Origin of the sequence: Rhizobium sp. BR 317 (genome assembly GCF_047445835.1) — a bacterium.
In the GTDB taxonomy this organism is placed as follows: domain Bacteria; phylum Pseudomonadota; class Alphaproteobacteria; order Rhizobiales; family Rhizobiaceae; genus Rhizobium; species Rhizobium paranaense.
The window spans coordinates 300,873-320,943 of the sequence record NZ_JARWLB010000007.1 but is presented as its reverse complement, the minus strand read 5'-3'; the positions used below and the strand labels follow the sequence as shown (position 1 = coordinate 320,943).

The 20,071-nt window shown below is 57.7% G+C and carries 19 protein-coding genes and 3 pseudogenes; 9 read left to right on the top strand and 13 right to left on the bottom strand.

What is annotated here, in order from left to right; all coding sequences use genetic code 11:
• Positions 1-189, top strand: a pseudogene (locus QD357_RS14330) (AAA family ATPase); the annotation flags it as partial.
• 10 nt (positions 190-199) lie between these two features.
• Here the strand turns inward: QD357_RS14330 and QD357_RS14325 are convergent.
• Positions 200-1,096, bottom strand: coding sequence for a hypothetical protein (locus QD357_RS14325; RefSeq protein ID WP_414124461.1), 897 nt, complete (start codon positions 1,094-1,096; stop codon positions 200-202).
• Positions 1,097-1,265: 169 nt separating this feature from the next.
• Positions 1,266-3,017 (bottom strand): protein rep, encoded by a 1,752-nt coding sequence (locus QD357_RS14320; protein ID WP_414124460.1) that lies wholly within the window; start codon positions 3,015-3,017, stop codon positions 1,266-1,268.
• 532 nt (positions 3,018-3,549) lie between these two features.
• Here QD357_RS14320 and QD357_RS14315 point away from each other — a divergent pair.
• A complete protein-coding gene (locus tag QD357_RS14315; RefSeq protein WP_414124459.1) occupies positions 3,550-3,801 on the top strand; it encodes a hypothetical protein in 252 nt (83 codons plus the stop codon).
• Here QD357_RS14315 and QD357_RS14310 read toward each other — a convergent pair.
• The gene (locus QD357_RS14310; protein WP_414124458.1) at positions 3,798-5,468 is read right to left on the bottom strand and encodes a recombinase family protein; all 1,671 of its coding nucleotides are present in this window, start codon (positions 5,466-5,468) and stop codon (positions 3,798-3,800) included. The two genes, QD357_RS14315 and QD357_RS14310, sit on opposite strands and share 4 nt — an antisense overlap.
• 34 nt (positions 5,469-5,502) lie before the next feature.
• On the opposite strand from QD357_RS14310, the pseudogene QD357_RS14305 reads away from it, so the two are divergent.
• Positions 5,503-6,405: pseudogene (locus QD357_RS14305) on the top strand (YifB family Mg chelatase-like AAA ATPase); the annotation flags it as partial.
• A gap of 119 nt (positions 6,406-6,524) precedes the next feature.
• Here the strand turns inward: QD357_RS14305 and QD357_RS14300 are convergent.
• Genes QD357_RS14300 through QD357_RS14290 form a run of 3 tightly spaced genes read right to left on the bottom strand, consistent with a single transcriptional unit; the run spans position 6,525 to position 7,725 of the window.
• Positions 6,525-6,716: a hypothetical protein gene (locus tag QD357_RS14300; RefSeq protein WP_414124457.1), complete on the bottom strand. Its 192-nt coding sequence runs from the start codon at positions 6,714-6,716 to the stop codon at positions 6,525-6,527.
• A 15-nt stretch (positions 6,717-6,731) separates the two neighbouring features.
• Positions 6,732-7,247 carry a hypothetical protein gene (locus tag QD357_RS14295; protein WP_414124455.1) on the bottom strand — a complete coding sequence of 172 codons (516 nt, stop codon included), beginning with the start codon at positions 7,245-7,247 and terminating at the stop codon, positions 6,732-6,734.
• On the bottom strand, positions 7,231-7,725 hold the full coding sequence (locus QD357_RS14290; RefSeq protein WP_107106748.1) for a hypothetical protein: 495 nt from the start codon (positions 7,723-7,725) through the stop codon (positions 7,231-7,233). Before QD357_RS14290 ends, QD357_RS14295 begins: the two co-directional genes overlap by 17 nt.
• 168 nt (positions 7,726-7,893) lie before the next feature.
• Here QD357_RS14290 and QD357_RS14285 point away from each other — a divergent pair.
• A pseudogene (locus QD357_RS14285) lies at positions 7,894-8,019 on the top strand (ATP-binding protein); the annotation flags it as partial.
• A gap of 69 nt (positions 8,020-8,088) precedes the next feature.
• Here QD357_RS14285 and cysK read toward each other — a convergent pair.
• Positions 8,089-9,057: a cysteine synthase A gene (gene cysK / locus QD357_RS14280; RefSeq protein ID WP_107106749.1), complete on the bottom strand. Its 969-nt coding sequence runs from the start codon at positions 9,055-9,057 to the stop codon at positions 8,089-8,091.
• Positions 9,058-9,192: 135 nt separating this feature from the next.
• A complete protein-coding gene (locus QD357_RS14275) occupies positions 9,193-9,810 on the bottom strand; it encodes a LysE family translocator (protein WP_107106750.1) in 618 nt (205 codons plus the stop codon).
• 129 nt (positions 9,811-9,939) lie between these two features.
• Between QD357_RS14275 and QD357_RS14270 the strand changes: the two genes are divergently transcribed.
• Positions 9,940-10,497, top strand: coding sequence for a cysteine hydrolase family protein (locus QD357_RS14270; RefSeq protein WP_107106751.1), 558 nt, complete (start codon positions 9,940-9,942; stop codon positions 10,495-10,497).
• A gap of 26 nt (positions 10,498-10,523) precedes the next feature.
• The gene (locus QD357_RS14265) at positions 10,524-11,156 is read left to right on the top strand and encodes a LysE family translocator (protein ID WP_107106752.1); all 633 of its coding nucleotides are present in this window, start codon (positions 10,524-10,526) and stop codon (positions 11,154-11,156) included.
• 26 nt (positions 11,157-11,182) lie between these two features.
• Here QD357_RS14265 and QD357_RS14260 read toward each other — a convergent pair whose 3' ends face one another.
• Entirely contained in the window at positions 11,183-12,097 is a 915-nt protein-coding gene (locus QD357_RS14260; protein ID WP_107106753.1) for a DMT family transporter, read from the bottom strand.
• A gap of 109 nt (positions 12,098-12,206) precedes the next feature.
• Between QD357_RS14260 and QD357_RS14255 the strand changes: the two genes are divergently transcribed.
• A complete protein-coding gene (locus tag QD357_RS14255; protein ID WP_107106754.1) occupies positions 12,207-12,671 on the top strand; it encodes an Lrp/AsnC family transcriptional regulator in 465 nt (154 codons plus the stop codon).
• A 9-nt stretch (positions 12,672-12,680) separates the two neighbouring features.
• Here the strand turns inward: QD357_RS14255 and dut are convergent, their stop codons facing one another.
• Positions 12,681-13,151, bottom strand: coding sequence for a dUTP diphosphatase (gene dut / locus QD357_RS14250; protein WP_107106755.1), 471 nt, complete (start codon positions 13,149-13,151; stop codon positions 12,681-12,683).
• 92 nt (positions 13,152-13,243) lie between these two features.
• Here dut and QD357_RS14245 point away from each other — a divergent pair, with 92 nt between their 5' ends.
• Positions 13,244-14,827: a peptide chain release factor 3 gene (locus tag QD357_RS14245; RefSeq protein ID WP_107106756.1), complete on the top strand. Its 1,584-nt coding sequence runs from the start codon at positions 13,244-13,246 to the stop codon at positions 14,825-14,827.
• 30 nt (positions 14,828-14,857) lie between these two features.
• Here QD357_RS14245 and QD357_RS14240 read toward each other — a convergent pair whose 3' ends face one another.
• Positions 14,858-17,335 carry a hypothetical protein gene (locus tag QD357_RS14240; protein WP_107106757.1) on the bottom strand — a complete coding sequence of 826 codons (2,478 nt, stop codon included), beginning with the start codon at positions 17,333-17,335 and terminating at the stop codon, positions 14,858-14,860.
• Between the two features lie 229 nt (positions 17,336-17,564).
• On the bottom strand, positions 17,565-18,803 hold the full coding sequence (locus QD357_RS14235; protein WP_107107034.1) for an MFS transporter: 1,239 nt from the start codon (positions 18,801-18,803) through the stop codon (positions 17,565-17,567).
• Between the two features lie 345 nt (positions 18,804-19,148).
• Here QD357_RS14235 and tsaA point away from each other — a divergent pair, with 345 nt between their 5' ends.
• On the top strand, positions 19,149-19,673 hold the full coding sequence (tsaA, locus tag QD357_RS14230; protein ID WP_107106758.1) for a tRNA (N6-threonylcarbamoyladenosine(37)-N6)-methyltransferase TrmO: 525 nt from the start codon (positions 19,149-19,151) through the stop codon (positions 19,671-19,673).
• Between the two features lie 150 nt (positions 19,674-19,823).
• Here the strand turns inward: tsaA and QD357_RS14225 are convergent, their stop codons facing one another.
• Positions 19,824-20,033 (bottom strand): TOBE domain-containing protein, encoded by a 210-nt coding sequence (locus tag QD357_RS14225; RefSeq protein ID WP_107106759.1) that lies wholly within the window; start codon positions 20,031-20,033, stop codon positions 19,824-19,826.
• Positions 20,034-20,071: the final 38 nt, after the last annotated feature.

Here is a 20,071-nt window from a genome sequence, read left to right as displayed (position 1 = left end):
CTTTTGCATCATGCCGTCGTCGTTCAGATCGAAGGATCAAGTTACAGGCTGCGCCAACATGCCGAATTGATGCCTGAACATGTTCGCTCGAAAGCATTGATAACGCCTCCGTCCTTTGCCCCACCATCACGACCTCGCGGCAGACCGCCGAAAAATACCCAATTCTCCTCGTCGTCCGGGGCGGCATAATTGGGGAATTTTACTTCGGCACTTCTGGGGAAATTTCATCCGGCATTGACACTTGTTTTTCTAGATCGGCGGCGGCATGAATCGCCGCAGCTTTTATTTTCGTCTGCTCAACAAACTTTCCGGCATCCTGTTTTGTCTTTTTGACAAATTCGTCGCGCTTCGCATCAACAGTCGCAGCCTCAGCCAATGAGTTTTTCAGCGCCTGCGCCGCCTGCGTTTCTGCTTGCCATTCCGCCCGCTTCAACCGCCGAACTTGCGGGCCTATTCTGGTCAAACCGCACGGAGCGCCGACATTCTGATAATAGTCGTCCTGCCACTGACGCATGACGGCACGATAGGCCTTATCGCCGCGCTTATTTAGAGCTTTATCATCCTCTCCGAACCGTGGCCCCTCAGCCATCACGGCGGCCTTTGCCACATGGCCCGGATGAATTTCAACTGCCTTCATCATGCCGTTCGCAGGCAAAATGTAGCTATGAAGGTGACAATGTCGTTCGTCTACGTGTCGGACGACTGAAACAAGCTGATCGCCGAATTGACTTTGCAACCACTCAACAGTCCGACGCTCCCATTCTTTGACTTCCGCAGCTTTGGCCGGATCGGCACGGACCTCCTCAACCGTGAGAGGATGACTTGCGATAACGGTGGCGAGAGTCATTTGTGTCGAGCGAATCGCACGGCTCCTGCCGTTCTTCATTATGTCCTTCGCGTCCGCCGCACGTTCATCGTGAAGCGCCCTGACTTCTGAAACAGCCAGACCGAAAACGACTTCAGGCGGCGCGGGGTTGGAAACATGAAGACTGGCGTTTGGCCGTCGTTCAGCCTCACCAAAAACGAAGTCAGTAGACTGGCCTTGTTTATTGCCCTTACGAGAAAAAGCGCCAAAATGAACGAATTGAAAACCCACAAAAGAGGCCTCCGTTTTGCTCAAATCATGGACGCCCGAGATGCAAGAAACCGCATTGTATTAGTGACAGACTAAGCCAATGCGCTGCGGTTATTGACGTCTGCCCCGTCTGGGGACCCCTGCCGGGGAGACCTCGCCGAGGGCCCCTCCATCGCCGGGGAGGCGATCCTTAAGCCGCAAGCGCCTGCCAGATTTCCGAGAACTGCGGAAATACGCATGGCAGCTTGGCTGCATCCGCTGCCGCCCGGTGCGCGTCGAAGGCGGACTGCATCGCCCGACCTTTGTTGCCGTGGAATTGCAACACCGCAGTGCGGTTGATCTCGTCGACGAGATCATCCAAGCCCGGCGCGTAAGTGCTTGGTGGCTTGACAATCCGCACCGCCGGTAACTTCACACACAGCTCGTCCCAGATTGTGTCATCGTACGGCTGCCCCACTGGCTCAACGGACGGACTGTCCTCCTCGCCCAAGCAAAGCCGCACCATACTGTCAATCTGCGACCATGGTCGGAGATCGCCGACCGCCCTCAAAACGTCGGCTGCATATCCGTTCCTCAGAACTTTATGCCATCGCCGTGTTTCCAAGCTGCCGACGACAATTTTGCCGTCGTCCTCTTCGGCCTGCTGGTCAGATTCTGTGTTATCCTCGTTCGACACAATGCCGAGCTTGTCGGCGAGCCCTTTTGTGATCACGCACGACTTCGTGCCGGGCATGACCCTAGCATATTCAACAAACCGTGCTGCGGCTTGCGCGTCACCCTTACCGGCAAGCGCTGCGATGTCCCAAGGTGTCATTCCGCCGATCCGACGGTTTTTCGTGCGGGTCTTGGTCGCGCCAGCCGCAGCCACTTCCCAAGCCCCGGAACCCTTTGCAAGGTAATCGCCAAGGTCTTCCCGCCGCCAAACCACTTGCACGTCTTGCGCTTCCCGCAGGGCCGCAGGCTCGCCCTCTTTTGACTTGCAATAGCGCCGTTTGACCTTGCCGCCCTCGTTTCGAATGTAAGAGAGATAGCGGTTGATGATCCATTCACCCGCTTCCTTAGCCCGTTCCTCAGCGGTTTTTTCACCATTGGCTTTTTCGACCATCGGCACAGCAAGATGGAGATGAAAATGCCAACCGGCCTTTTTGCTCCATGTTACTTCCGGACCGACCATGACCCCTTGAATATCGTGGCGCTTCACAGCAAGCGCCCACGGCTTGCCCTGCCTTGCCTTCCGGCAAGCCTCAGTTACTAGCTTCTTGAGGTCCTTCAAACTATCTTCCGGGCCGTGGCGAACGGTTAGGGTGACAAAGACGACTTGCCCGCCTTTCCTTTCGGTCGCGTCGAAGACGCGCTGCACACTCTCCGCCCGCTCAGCGGCGCACCTCGGCGCGCAAGTCGGGCACAGCCAAGGAGAGTCGCAGTAATAAACTCCCTTGATTCCGGGTTTTCCGTCCTGATTGTAAAACGTCACGAATGGCGTTTCCCCGTCAGCCGTGCGTTTCGCTGTCCCGCATTTGCAGACCCCCGGAGTTTTTCCGCCTGTTGGTGTTGCTGCGCGCAGAACATTGGCGACCGTATGCTTCAGCCGCCATCGTTTGATTTGTTGGGATTCTTTTTCCTGTGACGTCGCCCCTAAGTCGACACCTGCCGGTGTCAACGTAGCGTCTCCTTTATCGAGCGACCGGCCTGCGGCTGTCGACTGCGCGGCCTGCGGCCTTGCTATCTCGGTCTTAAGGCGAGCTGAAACGGCAGCACGGACGGCCCGCTCACCGCCTACGTGCGGGTCGTTTGCCTGATCGTCAAAGAGCTTGAGAGTGGAATTGGTTTTTGATGTGCGGCGGCTGGAGCCGAGCGGCTCCGAAATAATGTCAACATTGAAATTCGGAAAATGAGGAGGCTGGTTTTTTTGGGCTGGGCTATGTGCCAGCCCGGCGGTCACTCAGTCGTCAATGGGAGCTTTACAATAAACATAAAATCGTTCATCTTTATTAAACAGCAACATAAGAGACGCCGGAGGGTTCCCGCCCTGTGATGGCGTCTTTTTCAATGGTCAGAGGAAATCGAATCGGCGTCAAGCCATCTTCGGCTAAGGGGCGCGGCCCCTCGCGTCGCCTTCGGCTCTGCTACCCCCGCTGGTCCGCCCGAGCTCGGGAAGCAGGGAAGGGGCGGCCTTCGGCCTTTTCCTCCTGCTTCCAGGCGCAAGGATTAGGTCGCTCCGTCGCGTCAAGAAAAATAGACACGACCGTGTCGCTTCGCTCCCGCACTACTCGCGTCGATTTTTCGTGACCCGCCTCCCGCTCTTTGGCGTTCCAAACTGGGTGAGCGCCCCTTTCAAAATCCATTAAAATTCGACCGAACCTGTTCACGAATACCATCCCATAACCGACATCTTTCTTCCCGCAAGGATTCTCAATAGTCTCGATTTCTGCTATAAAATCTTCAATGAAATCAAATGGAAAGGAAGATTTTAGATGAAGCAAACGATCACAAAAATCCGGGGTTTGACGGTTAACATTGAGATCGTAGAGGTCTGCCAAATGGACCAAAACGGCGGCATCTTGTGCTACGTAGCAGCGGTCTATGTGCAGATGCATGGAACCACGGAAAAGCGCCTGGTTCGCAAGTCGCGGCTGCCCGGTGCGGCAGCGGCATTGAAAGTTGAAATTCAGAGGAACGGCATCCGCGCGTTCCGCGAACTTACTGGAGAGGTCGTCGCTACCTAGCCCTGATTTTGTTTCGCAGCTTCAATTTCTGCGTCGACGAGTGCAAAGTGCTCCGCAGCATAGAAAGTTGGCGATATAACTTGTCGTTTGGTTGGATTGAGCGCTGGTTCAGGTCCATTAAGGTAACGCTGAATCTCTGCTTCCACGTGTTCGGATTGGTAAATTCCGGTCGCAAATCCACCCCCGAGGACCCAAGTGCACTCATAAGTGCGCGGCGATAGTTTTATTTCCTTGATGATCCCCCGAACCATCGTTGTGGCTCGCTTGCGCAGTTCAAGATCGTCCGGCTGTTGCCTCAACTGGATCGTCAACGTGGCAACCTCGCGTCTTCCTTGACGCAATCTGTTACCGAGCGATTCGCGTTGTGCCCGAACCTCGACAGCCCCGAGCCGCGTCTCCAGGTCTTTCAAATGACCTTCGGCAGAGGTCAGCCTTCGCTGCAAAGCTTGGCTCATTCCACCACGCTCGACGGCATCGACCAGTTTTTCTATGCGCGTCCTTGTCTCTTCAATCTCAAGCTTGAGCACCGTATGATGCTCGGCCTCGCTACCGCTACCTAGATGCTGATGGGTTGATGTAAGCAGAACAGCCTGTGCCTCGATAGTCTGGTAATCATATTTCTCACTGTGACTGCAGGCGTTACTAAGCAATGACTTGGTGCAGCGAAGATATGGTCTACCCCCGCGTTTCCCTTTGTCGATGTAGTGCAGGCCAGAACCGCACTCCGAACATTTGATAAGCCCGGTCAATATGTTGCGGTGCTTGCCAACAGGCGACCGAACGTTGCTGGTCACTCGCGTAGTCAAAGCCGCCTTTGCTCGGAAAAATGTCTCCCGGTCAACAACCGCCGGAAAGTAGCCTTGAATCGGTTCGCCCGCCGTTGCATCGGAACCTCCAGCCCTTTTGCTTCTTGGAGTATACTCTCCATAGACGGCAGGATTTTCCAAGATTTTTTTGATGTAAGAATCATACCAGATGGATTTCTTACCTTTCTTAACGCTCCAGGTCGGCTCGCGGGAGGAGTTTAGTTGTTTCGCGATTGAACGCGTACCTACGCCTTCGATTGCCAAATCGAATATTCGCCTTACCACGAGGTCGCGCCCCTTGATGGCGACATAACTATTTCCGGTCTTTTCCAACCACCCGGGGCAGACTTTCGTCATCGCAGTACCGCTTGCACTCGCTCGTGATCGCTTTTTCTCCCAAATTTCCTTAAGGCGCATGGATTTGGTCGCGGATTCGTCATGCGAACGCATCATCAGCGCGATGCTGACAATCAAATCGGTTGGATTAGTTGCAATCGTGGTACCTGAATAAATCTTACCATCCGAGAGCGTAGCGAGAACAATCCCATGTTCGATCAGCATCAAAAAGAGGCGCAACGCTACGTGCACCTCTTGTCGCGAAAGGCGGTCGAGATTTTCAACAATCAGGTAGGAGCCAGATGGAACCGTACCATCTTCGACTTTCTTGAGGAAAGCGCCAAGACTGCCGTTATTTCTATTCCTTCCTCGAAATGCTGACACACCCTCGTCACGCAGTGAGTCATCGAGAATCAAATTATGGGATTCCGCAAACTTTCGGGCATTGTCCAACTGTCGCCGCAGGCTGTCGCCCTTAGCTTGCTCAGGGGTAGAGAAGCGTATGTAGGAAAATGCTTTGACCATAAGCTTCACTATCATTACAAGTGGTTACATGCAACATAGGATGCTTTTTGTTGGTCCGCCCGGTTCCGGCAAGTCGATGCTGGCGTCGCGCCTGCCGTCCATTCTGCCGCCATTGTCTACGGCGGAGCTGCTGGAAGTGTCGATGATCCATTCCGTTGCCGGTCAACTCTCGGGCGGAAAGCTCTCCGACCGCCGGCCCTATCGCACGCCGCATCATTCCGCCACCATGGCGGCGCTGGTCGGCGGCGGTATGCGTGCCCGCCCCGGCGAGGTTTCGCTGGCGCACCATGGCGTCTTGTTTCTCGACGAGCTTCCCGAGTTTTCGCCGCAGGCGCTGGACGCGCTACGCCAGCCGCTGGAATCTGGCGAATGCGTCATCGCCAGGGCCAATCATCGCGTTTCCTATCCCGCCAGCATCCAATTGGTTGCGGCGATGAATCCCTGCCGTTGCGGCATGGCCGGCGAGCCGGGTCACACCTGCGCCCGTGGCCCGCGTTGCGTCGCGGATTATCAGGGCCGCATATCCGGACCACTGCTGGATCGTATCGATATTCGTCTCGACGTGCCCGCCGTTTCCGCGGCCGATCTCATTCGGCCGACGACGGCCGAAAAGAGCGCCGATGTCGCGCTTCGTGTTGCTCGCGCCCGCGAACGGCAGCGCGAACGTTTCGAGGCTGCCGGCATGAAGGGAATATCCACGAATGCCCGCTGCTCGACATCGATGATCGAGACGATCGCCGAGCCCGACGCCGCCGGCTTGCAATTGCTGCGCGACGCGGCGGAGAAGATGAAGTTTTCCGCCCGCGGCTATCATCGCGTGCTGAAAGTGGCCCGCACGCTCGCCGATCTCGACGACAAGCAAACTGTTGGGCGCATCCATCTCGCAGAAGCCATTTCCTACCGCATTGCCGGCGAACGGCTGACCGCGGCGGCGTAAATCAAGCGGCTGAAATGACAAAGGGCGCTGTGGTACCCTTCCTACAATCTCCGGCAACGTGCAGACCGCTCATTGATTTGAGGCGACGGCTTCACATTCTTTCAAATTTTTTGCTGCAACTACGAAAATTTCTCGAAGACGTTTTGCAACAGGGTCTCGATATGGGCCGCAGACTTGTTTACAGAAACTTTCAAGCTGTTCGGATGGCCGCATCCGTTGCGTAAATCAAGGCAGCCTTTCAATTGTGCCTTAACATTCTTGCCGATAATCGAAAGGGCCTCAATCCGATCGAGAAAATCGCTCTCGCCCATTCTTCCGATATCATCTTAGGTTAGCGCCATCTTCCATTTGCTATTGACGCGTGTCGCTTCGGTGTTGAAACCTGCAAGGTGATTGAGGAGAACATGTTTCTGAAGTACATCCATGGCACCGAGCCACGACATGACTATGGCCGAGCGATAGAGTTCTGCCTCGTGGCACTTAATCGCTTCCTCAACAAAGTTTCGCGTCTGAGCGTCCACGACCTTGGATAGATGGTGCCGAAGATCGGTTGCAACTTGCATGGCGGCGGGGCTGATCGAAGCCACGCCCAGAGCACGGAGATGCATCTTACCTTCGGACGTGAGCTCCCAACCACTAGTTCTAATGGCCTTGCCTTTGGAACCAGTAAGTATTGCCGACACGTTCCATTTTTTGGGTTCTCGAAAACCCGCGCTTTCCGCTACTTCGATCAATTTTGAAACGCTGATGGGAGTGTCCTGAGTTGCAAGGACCAAAAGGAGCTTGTCTAGCCGGTCAAGGTTTTTATGGAGCCAGTCTTTAAGTTCAGTCGATTTCAGCAACCTTGACCTCAACCTTTTTCTTTTCAGAGGCGCTAAGAGAATACGACCCTGCTCCTACTTGATTGATGCGCTTAGCTTTCGTCAGATTGCTTAGGCTCTTACTCAAATTACTAGCAATGTTCGTGTTGAAGTAAGTTGTCGCGCTTTTCATCTCCGCAAGTATTTCGCTCCGACTGGATGAAGATTTTCCTTGAACGAGTTCGAGTTGTGCCATCGCGCATATGACAAGTTCAGGGCCGGTCTTAGCATCGAGATGGGCGGCGATGGTGTTAGTTGAGAAATGAAACCCAGCTAGTTCGCTTGGCGGGCTATTCGCGATTGCTATACCCGCCGCTTGAGCGGGCTCGTTCGGTATACGTCCCGCCAAATCACCCATGGTCGTCAGCAGAGCCTCGATGCCGCCTGTCAGAAACGCAGGATCGCCTTCATATTCGAGTTCCATCGAGCCGACTTTAATACGAATTTTCGCGCTAATCATTTGTCCCCCACATTCAGAAGCCAAGCTATAGTCTAAGTAATTTCATCGCAAGTTTCCATCTAAGATCGAAATTGACGGCGATTTAATCACTGGTAGGTTTTATAAAGACTTCCAACATCTCACGGAGGAAAGTGCTTCCAGAGCATTTCCAGCAGCCCAGTACGAAATTATCGCATCCTTAAGATGGCCCGCACGCTCGCCGATCTCGACGACAAGCAAACTGTTGGGCGCATCCATCTCGCAGAAGCCATTTCCTACCGCATTGCCGGCGAACGGCTGACCGCGGCGGCGTAAATCAAGCGGCTGAAATGACAAAGGGCGCCGCAGCGCCCTTTCGATAGCTGACGATCGAAGCAGGCCGTATCAGCCGCCCAGACCCTCGAACAGCGCCGTCGAGAGATAGCGCTCGGCAAAGGAGGGGATGATGACGACGATATTTTTGCCTTCGTTTTCCGGACGTTGGCCGATCTTGATCGCAGCCGCCAGTGCCGCACCGGAGGAGATGCCGACCGGCACGCCTTCGAGCCTGGCGATGTGACGTGCCTGCTGGAACGCCTCGTCATTGGTGACGGTGACGATCTCGTCATAGATGTGCGTGTCGAGAATCTTCGGGGCGAAGCCGGCGCCGATGCCTTGGATCTTATGCGGACCGGGATTGCCACCGGAGAGGATCGGCGAGTCGGCTGGCTCGACGGCAACGACCTTGATGTTCGGATTGCGGGCTTTCAGCACCTGGCCGACACCGGTGATCGTGCCGCCGGTACCGATGCCGGATACGAAGATGTCGACCTGGCCGTCCGTATCGTTCCAGATTTCCTCTGCTGTCGTCTTGCGATGGATTTCCGGGTTGGCCGGGTTTTCGAACTGCTGGGGGATGATGGCGTCAGGCAACGTCGCGGCAAGTTCCTCCGCCTTGGCGATCGCGCCCTTCATGCCCTTCGGACCTTCGGTCAGCACCAGCTCGGCGCCGAGCAGGAGCAGCATCTTGCGGCGCTCGATCGACATCGTTTCCGGCATGGTGAGGATCAGCCGGTAACCCTTGGCAGCGGCGGCGAAAGCGAGTGCGATGCCGGTATTGCCGGAGGTCGGCTCGACCAGCACGCTCCGGCCGGGGGTGATCTTGCCCTGCGCTTCCAGGCTCTCGATCATGGCGACGCCGATACGGTCCTTGACGGAGGCGATCGGGTTGAAGAACTCGAGCTTCGCCAAAAGGTTGGCCTTGACGCCCTTCTCCTTGGCCAGCTTGTCGAGACGTACGATCGGCGTGTCACCGATGGTGTCGGTGATCGAGGCATAGACGCGGCCGCGGCCTGGTTTGCGGGTGTCGGACATGGGTAGCTCCCCCTTTATTGGAATCGTAGAGGCACAATAAGATCAAACGCTGCCGGAAACCAGAATGAGATCACTTTGCCGATCCCCCACCGCGAGAAAAGAATTCCGCATAGGGTTTTATCGGGAAAGGTTTTTTCAGGCGGCCCGGGTGGCGATGAAGGCTGCCGTGCCGGCGAGAATGCTGGCGGCGACCCGGTTCAAAATCTGCAGTGCTTTCGGCCGCTTAAGGAAAGTGCGGGCGCGGGAAGCGAGCAGCATATAGGGGATCAGCACCACCAGAAGCACGACGAAGGTCGCCGCGAGCAGAATGGCATATTCGCGAAGCCCAATGCTGCCGATATCGATCAGGGTTGGCACGAGTGCCACGTAAAACAGCATGGTCTTTGGATTGCCGAGCGTCACCAGCAGTCCGGACAGGAAGGACATGCCGACGCTGGTCGATTTTTTTGCCGTGACATCGGTGGAGAGCAGCCCGGCCGTCCAGAGCTTCCAGGCAATGTAGCCGAGATAAAGCGCACCGGCGACCTTGATGACGATGAAGATCTCCGTGAAGGTCTGCGCCACGAAAGCGAGGCCGAGAATGACCGCCGTCAGGTAGATTGTGTCGCCGAGCACGAGGCCGAGGCCCATGAAGAAGGTCTCGCGAAAGCCGGAACCAAGCGCGCGGGCAACGATCGCCGTAATGCCTGGACCGGGAATTGCTGCCGCAATGAAAAGCGCACCGCTATAGGCGAGCAGAGTTGCGAGCGTCATGGTCCGTTCCTCCCAGGATAGCTCATTGCTCTATCGCACCGCTCCTGCCTTTTCAAGCGATTGCGCAAACGGCGCGAACATACTACCAAGAGTTAACGGCCCGTCGAAACCGTGTTGCATAAGGCTCTCATGTCGTCCGCATTGCTCCTGATCGACCTTCAGAATGCCATATTGACCGGCCTCGGCACGCCAGAGCGCCAGCCGGTGATCGACGCCGCTCTGGAAGGTGTCGTGGCCCGGCTTGCGGAACTGAAACACAAAGCCCGCGCCGCCGGCATTCCTTCCTTCATCGTGCAGCATGACGGCCAGGGAACGCATCGTCTGGCCAAGCGTGGCGAAGGCTGGCAGTTGCGCCGCGAAATCGCGCCGGAAGCCGGCGATGTCGTGGTGCATAAGACGAGCTGCGATTCCTTCTTCGAGACCGATCTGGAGGCGCGCCTCCGCGCAAAGGGGATCACCCATCTCGTCATCGGCGGCTGCATGACGCAATTCTGTGTCGATACCACCGCACGACGTGCCGTTTCGCTCGGCTTCGACGTGACGTTGCTCTCGGATGGTCATACGACCGCCGATATGGGCAAGCTGACATTCGAGGCGATCATCGCTCATCACAATATGCTGCTGGACGGCTTCGATGCCGGCCCGCATGAGATCAAGCTTATCCCGACCGCCCAAATTGCCTTTTAAATTTATTTCCCCCGCCGGAGACCTCCATGCCGCATCTGACCAGTATCATCACCTTTGCCCTGATCGCCGTCGGAATGGTGGTAACGCCCGGGCCAAACATGATTTATCTGGTGTCGCGATCGATCTCGCAGGGGCCGGCGGCCGGGCTGATCTCGCTCGGCGGCGTGGCACTCGGCTTCGTCTTCTACATGCTTTCGGCCGCGCTCGGCATCACGGCCTTCCTGTTCGCCGTGCCCTTTGCCTATGACGCGCTGCGTCTCGTCGGCGCGGCCTATCTCGCCTGGCTTGCCTGGAATGCGTTGAAGCCGGGCGGCCGTTCCGCCTTTCAGGTCCGCGATCTCCCGAAGGATGGGCCGCGCAAACTCTTCGCTATGGGCCTGGTGACCAGCCTGCTGAACCCGAAGGTCGCGGTCCTCTATCTTTCACTGCTGCCGCAGTTCATCGATCCCGCGAACGGTAGCGTCTTCAGCCAGTCCGTCATTTTCGGCTTCACCCACATTGCCGTCAGCGTGACGCTCAACTCCATCTTCGCGCTGACGGCCGGTTCCGTCGCGCTGTTCTTCTCAAGCCGCCCGTCCTTCATGCTGGTGCAGCGCTGGCTGATGGGCACGGTGCTTGCGGGGCTTGCCATGCGCATGGCCTTCGAGGCGCAGCGCTAGATCAGAACACGGGCTGCCTGAAGTGATCATTCAGCGGCTTCCTTTGAAAGAGGACCGCTTTTAAGACGCGGCAAGGCGATCGTCCAGCCGAGGTTCATGCCTGCCGCCGCGGCCAAAATGATCACGGCACCGATGATCTGTGCCAAGCCGAGCACATGGCCGAAGGCGAAGCGATCGACGACAATGGCGGCGATTGGATAGATGAAAGACAGCGCCCCGGTCAGATGCGTCGGCAGCTTCTGGATGGCGCCGTAGAGCAGCACATACATCACGCCGGTATGTACAACGCCCATGGTGACGAGGATCGACCATCCGCCCGCGTCGCGCGGCAGGGCGGAAAAGTCGGCGAAAGGCAGGAGCATCAGGATGCCCGTCGAAACCTGGATCAGTGCAATCAGATGCGGCGGCGTGCCCTTCAGCCATTTGGCGGCCAGCGCTGCCAGCGCATAGAAGAAGGCGGCGCCGAGCGAGAACAGGATGCCGATGGCATAGCTGCCGGCGCCCGTTGCTTCCGCCGGCTTGCCTTCGACGATGACGGCCATGCCGGCAAAGGCGAGACCCAGCCAGAAAAGCTTGGTGAGCGTGATCTTTTCGCCGAGAAACAGTGCGCCGAGGCCGAGCAGCATGAAAGGTTGCGTATTATAGACCGTCGTCGCGATCGAGATCGAGGCATGCGAATAGGCGGCGAAGAGCAGCAGCCAGTTGAGGACGATAGCGACACCGCCCCCGACGGCGATCACGAAGGTCCGCAGGCTGAGAATGCCGGGGCGCAACAGACCCATGGCTCCGCAGATGACAAGAAGAGTCAGCGCCCCAAACAGGCAACGCCAGAAGACGACGCCGGTGACAGGCTGCTCCGACATCAGCACGAACCAGCCGATGGTCCCCGAAATCAGCATTGCTGCCGTCATTTCCGCTGTGCCGCGTCTTATCTCGTTCATTGTCAGGACTCCCGTTTTCCAGAGCCTGATAATATTGCGGCGAGCGAGCGCATGATGTAGTCTGAATGAAGATTAATGGGTAAACAGCCTAATTATATGAGGCATTGTTATGGGTATACCTAATGCAGCTCTGGAGCTCGATACAATAGACCAGCGCATGCTGGACGCCCTGGCGCGCAATGCCCGGATTTCGCTGAAGGAATTGGCCGAAGTGGCCGGCCTGTCGTCGCCGAGTGCTGCCGAGCGGCTGCGCCGGCTGGAGGAGCGGGGTGTCATCGCGGCCTTCACCGTGGATATAGCGCTGGAAGCGGTTGGTTATCCCCTGCAGGCGATCGTGCGCATCCGGCCGCTGCCCGGCCAATTGCATGTGGTCGAGCGCATTATCCAGGAGACGCCGGAATTCATCGAATGCGACAAGGTTACCGGCGACGACTGTTTCATCGGCCGGTTGGTGGTGCGCTCGATGGGTGAGCTTGACGGCATTCTCGACAAGATCACCGAGCGCGCGGAAACCAATACATCGATGATCAAGGCGACCCCGGTCAAACGGCGATTGCCGCCGCTTTCGCGTTAAATTCCGCCGTCACACGCCGGTCGAGCCGAAGCCGCCGGCCCCGCGCGTGGTTTCGCTGACTTCGGCGATCTCAGCAACACGCGCCTGCGTGACCGGCGCAATCACCATCTGCGCAATGCGCATGCCGCGCGTGATGTCGAACGGCTCTTCGCCAAGATTGATGAGCAGTACCTTCACTTCGCCGCGATAATCGCTGTCAACGGTACCCGGCGTGTTGAGGCAGGTGATACCGTGCTTGAAGGCGAGGCCGGAGCGGGGGCGGATCTGGGCTTCGAAACCCTCGGGGATCTCCATGATGAAGCCCGTCGGCACCAGTGCCCGTTTGCCCGGTGCGATCGTCAGGGTCGCACCTTCCTCGACGGCCGCGCGCAGGTCCATGCCGGCGGCCCCCTTGGTCTCGTAGGCGGGCAGATCGAGGCTCTGGCCGTGGGCCAGGCGGATGAGGTTCAGCGTCGGGCGCGTATCGGTGTGAATGGTCATACGGCATTAGTTTGTGCTCGAACCGCTGAGGTCAATTGCAATTGCGCCTTTGAATCGCTAGATACAGCCGCAATTCACAGGATTTCACAAGCATGGCCGAAAGTCTCGCCGAGGCGGTTTCCCGCCGCCGCACATTCGCTATTATCGCCCACCCGGACGCGGGCAAGACGACGCTCACCGAAAAGCTGCTGCTGTTCGGCGGCGCCATTCAGCTTGCCGGCGAGGTCAAGGCCAAGAAGGATCGCATGCAGACGCGGTCCGACTGGATGAAGATCGAGCGCGAGCGCGGCATCTCGGTCGTGACCTCGGTCATGACCTTTGAATATGACGGCAACGTCTTCAACATTCTCGATACGCCCGGTCACGAGGACTTCGCCGACGATACCTATCGCACGCTGACGGCAGTCGATGCCGCCGTCATGGTCATCGACGCCGCCAAGGGTATCGAGCCGCGGACGCTGAAGCTGTTCGAAGTCTGCCGCATGCGCGACATCCCGATCATCACCTTCATCAACAAGATGGACCGCGAAAGCCGCGATCCCTTTGAAATTCTCGATGAAGTGGAAGAAAAGCTGGCGCTGGACACCGCTCCGGTCACCTGGCCGATCGGCCGATCGAAGACCTTCTGCGGTTCTTATCACCTAGCGGACAATACCGCCCGTGGCTCCGATACCGAGGTAGAGGCGACCCTGGTCAACGGCCCGCAGGCCATCGCCAACCGGTTGCCGGAAAATGAGCGGCAAGCCTTCATCGACGAGACCGAGCTCGCTATCGAAGCCTGCCGTCCCTTCGACCGTGAATCCTTCCTGGAAGGCCATATGACGCCGGTTTTCTTCGGCTCGGCTCTTCGCAATTTCGGTGTTCGTGATCTCATCAACGCATTGGGTGACTTTGCGCCGCCGCCGCGCGATCAGGTTGCCGATATCCGGACCGTGCAAGCGACCGACGACAAGATGACGGCCTTCGTCTTCAAGATCCAGGCCAACATGGACCCGAACCACCGCGACCGCATCGCCTTCGCGCGCATTTGCTCCGGCAAGCTGGAACGCGGCATGAAGGCCCGGCTGTCGCGCACCGGCAAGCAGCTTGGCCTGACCGCACCGCAATTCTTCTTTGCCTCGCAGCGCCAGCTCGCCGATACCGCCTATGCTGGCGATGTCGTCGGCATTCCCAATCACGGCACGCTGCGCATCGGCGACACGCTGACGGAAGGCGAATCCCTGGTCTTCCAGGGTGTGCCGAACTTCTCGCCGGAAATCCTGCGCCGCGTCCGCCTTGAAGACGCGATGAAGGCGAAAAAGCTGAAGGAAGCGCTGCAACAGATGGCCGAAGAGGGCGTGGTGCAGCTCTTCTCACCCGAGGATGGCTCTCCCGCCATCGTCGGCGTGGTCGGCGCACTGCAGCTCGACGTTCTGAAGGAGCGGCTGATGGCCGAATATGGCCTGCCGGTCTCCTTCGAAATGTCGCGCTTCTCCGTCTGCCGCTGGATATCTGCCGATCAGGCTGTCGACCTCGACAAATTCGTCACTGCCCGCCGTGGCGACATCGCCCGCGACCTCGACGGCGATCCGGTCTTCCTCGCCCAGGACGGCTTTTCGCTGCGCTACGAATCCGAACGTTATCCGGCTATCAAGATGGTCGCCATCAAGGAATATCACGCCGTCAAGGCGGCGTGATTTCAGTTCTCATCTGAACGTCGCAGCGCCTTATGCCTGCACGTTCCGTGTTATCTTTGACCAATCGGCATTCCGATCGGCCGGGTAGCGGTCGAGCGCTACCGACGGCATTTTGTCCGGATCGTTGTAGAGCGCCATGATGGCCGCTTCCGTGACAGCGGTCGCTGCCGGGATATCGGCATCGCCATTGCCCGCGTCCCAGGCCGCCTGCCAGATCTTCGCCAGATAGCGGGTGCCGCGCGCCATGCAGGTGATGGTGCGGTCGCCGAAGTCGTCCCACATCGCCGCCGCCTTTTCCTTGGCGGGTTGGCCGATAAGCTCAACCCATTTATCGACGATATCCCTTGGCGCGATATCCCTTTGCGTGTCGGCGATCAGAGCAATGACCGCCTTGCTGGCATCATAGCCATTGGCGATTGCCGGCATCGGCTCGGCTGCGAGAGCTGTAATGCGCTGTGCGAGTTCCTGGCCGAGTTTTTTGTTCTGATAGCCATAGGCGATCATGTCGTCTTCGTAGCCCACATGGACGCCGTCGGCTTCCAGTTTCATCTTGGGTGACCGTGGGCGGGGAACAACCTTGGCCGGATCGCCCTGCGAAAGATAGGAGGTGTGCAGCGGTTGGCAGGCATCGCCCATATAGTGGATGAGGACGCCGCCGGCGCAAAGGAACATCGCCGCGTCGCCATCCCTGGCTGCCTTCACCATGATGTCGAATAGCTGATGAACTCTGAAGGGCAGGGCTCCCCAGTGCTTGTTGCGCAGATCGGCATTGGGATCGAGCAATTGCGCCCAGGCGTCATATTGAGGCTTGATCGAAGCAAAATAGTCGATCCAGGCTTCCGGATTGAGGTAGGTGTCCGGTGCGGATTGATTGAGGGCGAGAAACGTCTCGCCATTCTGATAGGGAAGGTCCAGATCGGCAAAATGGTTCGGATTGTCATTCTGTCCGCGACTGCCGGGTCCGATCTTGCGCTGCTTCTTGCCGTCAGGCCCCTCCACCATGATGAAATTGACATTGCTTTTCCAGACATTGTCCGGAACGTCGGCCAGCGGCACGAAATGAACCTCGGTATCATCCTTTTCGAGAACGCGGGGATCGTTGCCGAGCGCGTCGTCCGGAGTGAGCGCCAGCAGATCGAGATTATTGTCGAGCAACCTTTGCAGGGTCTGTGACGTCACGAGATCTCCGGACAAGGGCAGGGAGCGGCCGATGATGTAGTGCCCGACCCATCCCCAGATGAAATCCTGATCCAGATTGATGTCGCGCACCAAATCGAGGTCCAAGTGATCGAGCGCCGTGCTGAGGGATGTGGCGAGGGCATAGGGCTGGGATAGGCTTTCGCCGCCTTCGAAGAATTCCTCTTTCCCCCACAACAGCGCGAAGGGGTAATAGGTGATCTTCCTGGCATCCTTCGGATGGTCGCGGTCGCTCTCCTCGGCATGTTCGATGAAGAAGACCGTGCCGGAATCGCCATGATGAACGCCGAGACTGATATTCTCCGCCCGATCGTGCGCTTCAGCTTCTTCCTCGATCTTCAGGCGATCCCTGTCGATGCCATAGGTTTCCGGCCCGATCAGGAAATCGCTGATATAGTCCGATCCACCCATCGCCTTATAGCGATAGAACAGGCCGTGGATTTCGCCCCTGATTTTGCCGGTCACAGCCGACTGGCCGACCACTTTCATGGTGATCAGCTTGAGGCTGAAGCTGTTGTCATAGAGATCCAGCACCGAACCGATGGGCGCGATGCCGGGAAACTCGGTTTTCCATTGTAGGATGTTGTCAAGTTCCACCAATCCGACATCCATCAGCAGCCGCTGGTTCGTGGACGGGAAATTCGGATAGATCGTTCGGAAGTCCTGTCTGCCAAGGCCCTTTTTTGCGGCGACGCCGATCTTGGGGCGGCGATGTGTCTGCAAGGCGCTGATCTCCGTTCCCGGTCCGCCGACGACATGCCGATTGGTCATCACGAAATAGCGTTCGCTATCGCGCACGATGCAGCCCGCGGTMGCGAGACGCGTCATGCCCTGGCCATCCTCGTTGATGATGGCCGAGCCCGGCGCCAGCAGATTGCGCGGCGTCCGGGTGTCGAGCTTGACCTTCAGGTCTTTGGATAGCGGCTGTTTGCGCGCTTCGATGACACATACCGGCACGGTCCGCCCGTCCGGGAGATAGAGCGTCTTAGGAACGACATCGGAGGGATCTTGTTTCGCCAGATCCTTCTCATATTCCCAACTGGAGACGAACACATAGACGCAAGGCCAGGAATAGGGGCGTACTTCCGAGTTGAAAAGCGTTCGCCGTTCGCTCTCCGGTGAACGCTTGCGCAGCGCCTGCTCGTCTTTCGAAGGCCAGGGGTCGCTCTTGCGAATTCTGTAGAGACCGAGCGCCGTCGCCACCACATTCTTCTTGTTCATCAAATGGTAGTGGAAGAGATCGCGCGCCTCCACCAAGTCCTTGAGCGAAAGAGAAGCGAAATTGCTGCTGCTTTTGAAGAGAGTATCCATGAGTCCGCCCACCAGGTTTCAGAGTGATTTGGATGTGGATTTCGAAAGCATGCGCCGAGCGCGAAACTGATTGCATCAAACGGCATTTCATCGCGATCACGATCGGCGCGATGGCATTTTGCAATAGAGACACATGATCCTACAATTTTTATGACAGGTTATCCATCGGTAATACAACTGTCGTCGCAGGGGCTGAAAAGCCGGCTAACGATGATCATGCCGCCGCCCTCTATGAAACCCGCTTGACCACACGTCGCTCGACGCGCGCGACGTAAAGTGCAGCCAGCAATGCGAGCGATGCCGATACGAGCATCAAGGCAAACAGTGTATGGATTGCCGCCGATCGTTCAAGAAATAGACCGGCGATGGAGCCTATCAGCGCTCCGCCGGCAATTCTCATGGCAGCGGCCAGTCCCGCAGCGGTGCCGACAAGATCGGGTCGCACGGACAGTGCGCCGCTATTTGCGGCGGGCATGGTCAACCCATTGCCCAAGCCGATGAACATGCAGGGTCCAAAGAATGCCAGACTATGGGTGATGCCCAGCGTCGAAAGGATCAGGCCGACCGACAGACCGACGCAGGTCAGGAGACGCGCAAGAACGAGAATGGTGGCGAGCGGGATCTTCGAGGCGTAACGGCCGGCCAAATAGCTGCCCAGAATGAAGCCGGCGGGAACCAGCCCCATGTAGAAGCCGAGCTTCGCGCTCGATCCGCCAAGTGTGTCGCCGACAACCAATGGCGCACCGCCCAGGAACGCATAAAGCACCCCCATCGAGCAGGCCATGCAGAGGGTGTAAGCCCAAAACCGTACCGAGCCGAGCAGCAGCCTATAGGAGGCAAGATAGGCCCCGCTTGTCCTCGATGAGGGCACTGCCGTTTGCCTCAGTTCGCGCATGGACAAAGCGAAGGCGCCGACGCCCAGGATCGCCAGGACAACGAAGCATGCCCGCCATCCGAACAGCTCGTCCAGCGCTCCGCCAAACAGAGGGCCGATCATGGGTGCTAGTGCCCATCCCATGGCCAGATATCCGAATTTGCTGGCGGCTTCGCGTTCGCCCGACGTTTCCTTGATGACGACTAGGGCGACGGAATAGCAGGGTGCGATACAGGCCTGCATCGCGCGAAACAGCAGGAAAACGCCGATATTCGGAGCCAAAACGCAGCCAATGGATGCGACGATGAAGATGGAGAGAGCGATCAATACGACCTGCCTTCGTCCAAACCGATCCGATATCGCGCCGCCGATGACTTCTAAGAGCGCGGTGATAATCGAATAGCCGGCGACTGAAAGGTTCACGAGTGCGAAATCGGCCTGGAACGTCGCGGCTATATGCGGCAGTGAGGGCAAGATCATGTTMACCGGCAGCACCGCAAGAGCCGAAAGCAAGATCAGGGTTGTCAGGCGGGGAGGGGCAGCGATCGCGGTCATCTGCGTGCTGGAAGTCTGTAGGGGACTATCGCTCGTCATGGTCTCGTCCGTCTTATGGTGGGAAATAGCGAAAGTCTGACGAGGCGCGGCCCAATTTCCGGGCATAAAAAAAGGCCCCGTCAGGAGCCTACTTTCCGCGCATGGGTGCTTTCGCCGGATGGCTACGCCATCCTGCCCATGCGCTCTACCACTACGATAAGAACCGTTGCGATCTTCATGACGATACAGCTAGACAGAAATTTCCACATCGTCAATGCGCCATCTGTTGCACCAAACAGCGTGCATTTTGGCGCTCGGGATATTCCTTGAGATATAACGCTATGCCATAGTGCCGTCGAACTATTGTTCCGTTGGATGATGGTGCCGACGCATCGGAGGGAAATCATGGTCCGTGAAAACGAAATCCGCGAAAACGAAGTCGCCATTGCGCCGCCGGCGGCGACAGACGCCGGTCTTGTCTTCATCGGCCGCATTTCGACGCCGTGGACTTCCCGCATGGAGACGCCGCGCCAGGGACGGCATGACGGTCCGCTCTGCCGGATCGAGATTTTCGAGCCCTGGGTGCCGGCGCTGAAGGGCGTGGAGAATTTCGAGCGGCTGGAAATCCTCTATTGGCTGGACCGCTCGCGTCGCGATCTCGTGCTGCAAAGCCCGGCCAGCAATAGCAAGGTGCACGGCACATTTTCGCTGCGCTCGCCGGTGCGGCCAAACCCGATCGGCACCTCCATCGTCAAGTTGGAGGCAGTCGAAGGCGCCGTCTTACTCGTGCGCGGTCTTGATTGCCTGGATGGCACGCCGCTTCTCGACCTGAAGCCGGACCGCACGCTGTTCAAACCGATCGCGCCGCCGCGGCCTGGCGATTTTCAGACCGGCGACGGCAAGACGGCGCATTTTTGTCAGAAGGCGTGAACCATGATCCCGAAGCGGTTTTCGGACAAGATCATGCTCATTTTGGGTATTAGAGCACTTCCAGGAAAAGTGCGTAGCGGTTTTCCGTCCGGAATGCGTCAAACCAAAGGGATAGAGCGGGAAAGCGATTCCGTGAAACGCTGAACCGCTCTAGTCGACAGCGACCATGACGTCGGAGGCCTTGATGACGGCATAGGCGTCGGAGCCGACCGTCAGGCCTAGTTCATCGACCGCCTCATTGGTGATCGAGGAGGTGACGATCGAGCCGTTGCCGATATCGATGCGGATATGGGCCGTCGTGGCACCCTTGGTGACTTCGACGACTTTGCCCCTGAGACGGTTGCGTGCACTGATTTTCATGAATATTTCTCCGATATATCGGCGCGACCATATCGACT

What these genes read in the sequence shown, in the direction of transcription:
- QD357_RS14315 (WP_414124459.1), top strand. Translation starts at nt 3,550, where the DNA reads ATGAAGCAAACGATCACAAAAATCCGGGGTTTGACGGTTAACATTGAG.
- QD357_RS14310 (WP_414124458.1), bottom strand. Translation starts at nt 5,468, where the DNA reads ATGGTCAAAGCATTTTCCTACATACGCTTCTCTACCCCTGAGCAAGCT.
- QD357_RS14300 (WP_414124457.1), bottom strand. Translation starts at nt 6,716, where the DNA reads ATGGGCGAGAGCGATTTTCTCGATCGGATTGAGGCCCTTTCGATTATC.
- QD357_RS14290 (WP_107106748.1), bottom strand. Translation starts at nt 7,725, where the DNA reads ATGATTAGCGCGAAAATTCGTATTAAAGTCGGCTCGATGGAACTCGAA.
- cysK (WP_107106749.1), bottom strand. Translation starts at nt 9,057, where the DNA reads ATGTCCGACACCCGCAAACCAGGCCGCGGCCGCGTCTATGCCTCGATC.
- QD357_RS14275 (WP_107106750.1), bottom strand. Translation starts at nt 9,810, where the DNA reads ATGACGCTCGCAACTCTGCTCGCCTATAGCGGTGCGCTTTTCATTGCG.
- QD357_RS14270 (WP_107106751.1), top strand. Translation starts at nt 9,940, where the DNA reads ATGTCGTCCGCATTGCTCCTGATCGACCTTCAGAATGCCATATTGACC.
- QD357_RS14265 (WP_107106752.1), top strand. Translation starts at nt 10,524, where the DNA reads ATGCCGCATCTGACCAGTATCATCACCTTTGCCCTGATCGCCGTCGGA.
- QD357_RS14260 (WP_107106753.1), bottom strand. Translation starts at nt 12,097, where the DNA reads ATGAACGAGATAAGACGCGGCACAGCGGAAATGACGGCAGCAATGCTG.
- QD357_RS14255 (WP_107106754.1), top strand. Translation starts at nt 12,207, where the DNA reads ATGGGTATACCTAATGCAGCTCTGGAGCTCGATACAATAGACCAGCGC.
- dut (WP_107106755.1), bottom strand. Translation starts at nt 13,151, where the DNA reads ATGACCATTCACACCGATACGCGCCCGACGCTGAACCTCATCCGCCTG.
- QD357_RS14245 (WP_107106756.1), top strand. Translation starts at nt 13,244, where the DNA reads ATGGCCGAAAGTCTCGCCGAGGCGGTTTCCCGCCGCCGCACATTCGCT.
- tsaA (WP_107106758.1), top strand. Translation starts at nt 19,149, where the DNA reads ATGGTCCGTGAAAACGAAATCCGCGAAAACGAAGTCGCCATTGCGCCG.
- QD357_RS14225 (WP_107106759.1), bottom strand. Translation starts at nt 20,033, where the DNA reads ATGAAAATCAGTGCACGCAACCGTCTCAGGGGCAAAGTCGTCGAAGTC.